Origin of the sequence: Pseudomonas sp. 22072 (assembly GCF_052046095.1) — a bacterium.
GTDB lineage: Bacteria > Pseudomonadota > Gammaproteobacteria > Pseudomonadales > Pseudomonadaceae > Aquipseudomonas > Aquipseudomonas paracarnis.
The window spans coordinates 1-4,568 of the sequence record NZ_JBQEQE010000012.1 but is presented as its reverse complement, the minus strand read 5'-3'; the positions used below and the strand labels follow the sequence as shown (position 1 = coordinate 4,568).

Sequence of the window (4,568 nt, the reverse complement as noted above, 5' to 3'; positions counted from 1 at the left end):
ATTGCTAACTGACACACCGCTATCGCAGGCAAGCCAGCTCCCACATTTGATCTCACTGCCTGTCAGCTTGCGGCACCGCGAACACCGCGCTCGCCCGCAGCACCACCCGCTCCACCACCTGCAAACTCAACGTGGCGAACGCCATCTGCCGTCCGCGCTTGTGGCTTTCCAGACGCACCACCATCCACTCCCCTACCTGCACGGCGCCCAGGTAATCCACGGTCATGCTGGCGGTAATCAACGGCAACGGCGGCTCACTGGAAAACGCCATGGCGTACCCCATGCCGATATCGGCCAGCGTCGCCAGCACCCCGCCATGTACCGTACCGCGCCCATTGGCGTGACGATGATCGGCGCGCAAGCCGACTTCCAATTGCAAACCTTCGCCACGGCAATACGCCGGGCCGAGCAGTTCCAGCAACGGACTGCTGCGCGGCAACGGGACAAAGCCTTGGGGGACAGTCTGAGCGTTCATGGCGGATGCTTCCCTGGGGTGAGGCCTGAGGTGTACGCCAGCCCCGACCCGACAGCCACCACCATCAGCCGGGCAAATCCCGGGCAATGCTTTGCGTTAATGGGCCAGACCCGCTTTAATCTCGGCCAATTTCTCCTGCACATTTCAAGGAAACGCCATGCGCCACCTGGACGGCAACTCCCACCCGCTTCGCGCGCCGCTGTTGATCTTGCTCGCCGGCCTGGCCTTGGCCGGTTGTTCCCCCACGGACCACTCTCGCGCCACCGTCATCAATGGCGAACAGGGCAAGGCCGGGGCGCAACTGGCCTATGAGCATGAATTGACCCTGGCCCTGCCCGGCGCCCTGCTTGCGCCGCGTATGCAGGCCACTCGTGAGGCGTGTGAAACGGCGCGCTTTGGTGCCTGCAATATCCTTGGCATTACCGAAGACGGCCAAGGCGGCCAGATCATCCTGCGAATCGCGCCCACGGGTGTGGAACCGATGGTCGCCCTGGCGGCCGAAGGCGGTAAGCTCGGCCAGCGCATCACCACTGCCGAAGACCTGGCCGATGCCGTGGCAGATGTGCGCCGTCGCCAGGACCGCCTGCAAGCCCAGCAGCAACGCCTCGATGAACTGGCCAAGCGCAAGGACATCACCGTCAGCGACCTGATCGTCCTGAGCAAAGAGCAAGCCGGCATTGAAAACGAGCTGCAGGAACTGGCCCAGGTTGCCGCCGGCCAGCAACGCCGCCTCGACACCAACCGCATGACCTTGAACTTCCGCTCCTCGGACGGCGCCAACCAGGTGTCAAGGTTCACCCGGATGTTCAGCAACCTGGGAGACAACCTGGTGAACGGCACCGCAGACGCCCTGGAACGTGCCAGCTATGTGCTGCCCTTCGTGATCCTGGCGTTCCCGGTGGTGTGGTTGTGGGTGGGCTTGTGGCGCCGGTTCGTCAAGCGCCGCAGTTGATCAGCGCTTCATGCAGCGCTGGTAGCGCTCATCCACGCGCTTGGCAAACCAGGCCGTGGTCAGGTTGCGGGTGATCTTCGGGCTCTTTAGCACAATACCCGGCAGGATCGCCCGTGGCAGCGGCTTGCCGGCCGCCTGGTCAGCCAAGGCGAAGACGCGCTTGTACAAGGTGGTGTCCTCGAAATCCAACTGCTCGCCCTGCTCCAGTTGGCTGCGGATGCTCGGGTTGCGCATATCCAACTTCGCCCCCAGTGAACGCACCGCCAACTCGGTGGTGCCGGGCAACAATGAGCCATAGCGGATCAAATCCCCATCCAGCGCCAGCTCTTTGCCTGAAACACGGCTGACCGCGGCCTGGAACGCGGCATTGCGGCTGGCGTACCAACCGGCATTGAAATCGGCAAAGCGGTACAGCGGCTGATCGTAGCTCACCGGGTAACCGAGCAAGTGGGCGATGCCGAAGTACATGCCGCCGCGACGGGTGAACACTTCGCGGCGAATCGTGCCGTCCACCGTGTAGGGATAACCCCGCGCCTGTTTCTGCGCAAAGTCGATACTGACCTGCATGGGGCCAGCAGTGTGTACCGGGTTGAACCCGCCAAACAGCGTATTGCCCAGGGGCACCATGCTGATGAAGTCGTCAAAAATCGCGCTCAGGTCCTTTTCCGTACGGGCGGCATTCAAACGGTCGGCGTAGGTTTTGCCGGTGGGCGAGCGCAGTTGCAAGGCGCTGCGCACCACGAATGCCGGCACGTGCACCTTGCCGGCACGGCGCAAGATTTCATCCTGGGCGATCTTGCCCATGCCCGGCACTGGCGGGTCGACCTGATAGGTGGACTCCTGCTCGGTCACCGCCAGCACCGCACAGATGTTTTCGGTGCTGGGGTAGATTTTCTGGGTGTCGAACGCGGTGTAGATGTCCTGGGCCCAGCCGTTGCGGTCCGCGACCTTGGCCGGCAGCAGGCGCACGATCTGCGCCTTCACCTCGGCTTCACTGCGCTCGGGCTGCTGGGGGCCACGGGAAGTTGAGCACCCGGCCAGTACCAGTAAAGGAATAAGGCAGAGCAGCAGACGCGTTGAATACATGAGGCTTCCTTGGTTAACGACGGGCCGGGCAGTGCTGATATCGACAGGTAAGTCTAACCGGGGTTCGTCGGCATGCCGAACCCAGTGCGTGGCAGTAACTGAAACATCCCACACAACTGCCGGATAAGCTCTACTCCTCACCCCGGCAAACCTCTGCAAAGTCCCTCGCCTGATCAAACAGTGCGAGGGAGTGCAGATGGTTTTTTTCGTGACGCGTGCGGTTGACGGGGCCGCCACTTGAACCCGGCCATTGGCAGGCTGGCGCTGACGCCAATGAACGTGGAAACGGTCGACGTCGAGGGCGTCTTCCGTGACTTTCGCGATTGCTTGAACACCTTTGACGAGTGGGCCAAAAGCTTTTGGAGCTTCTCCGCGCTGGACGTCGAACAGGTGTTCAAGGTCGGGGATGACGTCGCGCTGGTTGCCCCGGTCAATCGCTCCCTGTTTCCCAGCAGCACCGTCGCCACCTGCCAGGCCACGGGTACCTTGACCCTGGTGCATATGTTCCAGAGCACGAGGTTCGTACCCATCGGCAACACCCCGGTGATCGTGCAACGCGTTGATCCAAACGGCGGCCCGCTGGGCGAGCCCCTCCATAAGACCATCGGCCCCAGTGGCATCCTCGAAGTCACCGAGTGCGATCGCAACCAGCAATACCGGGTGAGTTTCTACCCCAACGTTTCCCAGGATCACCTCAAGGCGCTGTATACGTCCTACCACTCAGTGATCACAGCGTTGGAAGCCCGGCTGCGCAAAGAGTGGACCGACACCTTCCAGGCCCAGTGGAAAAACTACACAGACGCCCGCCCGCTTGAGCGGCGCCGCCTGCTGGAGGCGGCCTTTGTCAGTGGATTGGGCAAGGCGCTTTACAGCCTGTGGGACAACATTGGCGAACTGTCTGCGCTGCTGGCGGACCTCAAGCCCAACAGCGAAAAGCTACTGCACTACCTTTCGCAAACTGAGCTCGACGAACTGCTGACCCTGGGCAGTGATGCGATAGCCCAGGGCTTGTTGGTACTCAGTGACGAGCCGCTGCTGTTTATCTACCTGTCGGCGCTGGTTAGCTGGACGCGCATGCTCCCGCCGCCAGAGATGGCGGAAGTGTGGGGTGAAATTACCGGTGAGGTGCTGATCAATCTACTGCTGATTCGCGTCTTGGGTGGGATGGGCGTGGTGGCGCGATTGGGGGCTCGTGTGCTCAGTCACGTTAAATCCGGGCGGGCGCGGGCGTTGTTGGAATTGCTGGCCAAGCAGGTGACGGGGCCTCGGCTGGAGACCCATGTCGAAGTCGCCAAACCGGTGTTGCTGAGCAGTGCGGCGACGCCGGTCAAGGTAGCGCCAGTGGTGCCGTTGAAGGCAGGCGACACACTGGTTTCGAACCCGGTGCCGGTGGTGCGCAGCAAGACCCGGCAGACCGTATTGGTCCGGCAGGAACACGTCGATGATGCGCCTGCCGTGGCTTCGAATCCGAAGGGCGATGCGGCGGCGCCTGCGGATAAAACAGTCACTCACGGCTGCCCGGTGTCGATGATCACCGGCGAGGAATTGCTCACCCTCACCGACGGCGCGCTGGACGGGATTTTGCCGTTTGAGTGGACGCGGCTGTATCGCACTAGCGCGGTGGAGGTCGATTGTGGGTTGGGGTTTGGTTGGAGCCATGCGCTGGCTCACAGGCTTTGTGTGTCGGGCGATTCGGTGGTGTGGATCGATCATGATAATCGCTCGACTACCCTGCCCTTGCCCATCGATTCTCGGCCCGCGATCACCAATAGCCTGGCCGAAGCGGCGATCTACTTGGGTTCGGCGCCTGATGAACTGGTGCTGGCCCAGGCCTCGCGTTTTTATCACTTTCGCGACGGTGTACTGACAACCATCAGCGATGCGTATGACAACCGGCTGCGCCTTTGCCGGGATCGTTCAGGGCGGATTGAGCGGCTGGATAACGGTGCGGGTCGTTCCCTACTACTGCGCTATCAGCTGGACCGCATCGTCGCGGTGGACTACCAGGTTCATCGCGCCAAAGGGCGTGAGCCCTACGTTTGGGAAACCGAGCAG

At 62.1% G+C, this 4,568-nt stretch carries 4 protein-coding genes; 2 read left to right on the top strand and 2 right to left on the bottom strand.

Translation table 11 applies throughout. The features are described 5' to 3' along the window. Nucleotides 1–52: 52 nt before the first annotated feature. Complete coding sequence (locus ACTJLA_RS14225) at nucleotides 53–475, bottom strand: PaaI family thioesterase (protein WP_054895767.1); 423 nt, start codon at nucleotides 473–475, stop codon at nucleotides 53–55. A gap of 157 nt (nucleotides 476–632) precedes the next feature. Between ACTJLA_RS14225 and ACTJLA_RS14220 the strand changes: the two genes are divergently transcribed. Further along, nucleotides 633–1,427: a DUF4349 domain-containing protein gene (locus tag ACTJLA_RS14220; RefSeq protein WP_034127059.1), complete on the top strand. Its 795-nt coding sequence runs from the start codon at nucleotides 633–635 to the stop codon at nucleotides 1,425–1,427. On the opposite strand, the gene ACTJLA_RS14215 is transcribed toward ACTJLA_RS14220, so the two are convergent. Continuing rightward, complete coding sequence (locus ACTJLA_RS14215; protein ID WP_034127058.1) at nucleotides 1,428–2,513, bottom strand: DUF1615 domain-containing protein; 1,086 nt, start codon at nucleotides 2,511–2,513, stop codon at nucleotides 1,428–1,430. A gap of 273 nt (nucleotides 2,514–2,786) precedes the next feature. On the opposite strand from ACTJLA_RS14215, the gene ACTJLA_RS14210 reads away from it, so the two are divergent. After that, nucleotides 2,787–4,568, top strand: a 1,782-nt coding sequence (locus tag ACTJLA_RS14210) for a DUF6531 domain-containing protein (protein ID WP_440841508.1), incomplete at its 3' end; no start/stop codon positions are given.

Coding starts and splice junctions, on each gene's coding strand:
- ACTJLA_RS14225 (WP_054895767.1), bottom strand. CDS start 475: ATGAACGCTCAGACTGTCCCCCAAGGCTTTGTCCCGTTGCCGCGCAGC.
- ACTJLA_RS14220 (WP_034127059.1), top strand. CDS start 633: ATGCGCCACCTGGACGGCAACTCCCACCCGCTTCGCGCGCCGCTGTTG.
- ACTJLA_RS14215 (WP_034127058.1), bottom strand. CDS start 2,513: ATGTATTCAACGCGTCTGCTGCTCTGCCTTATTCCTTTACTGGTACTG.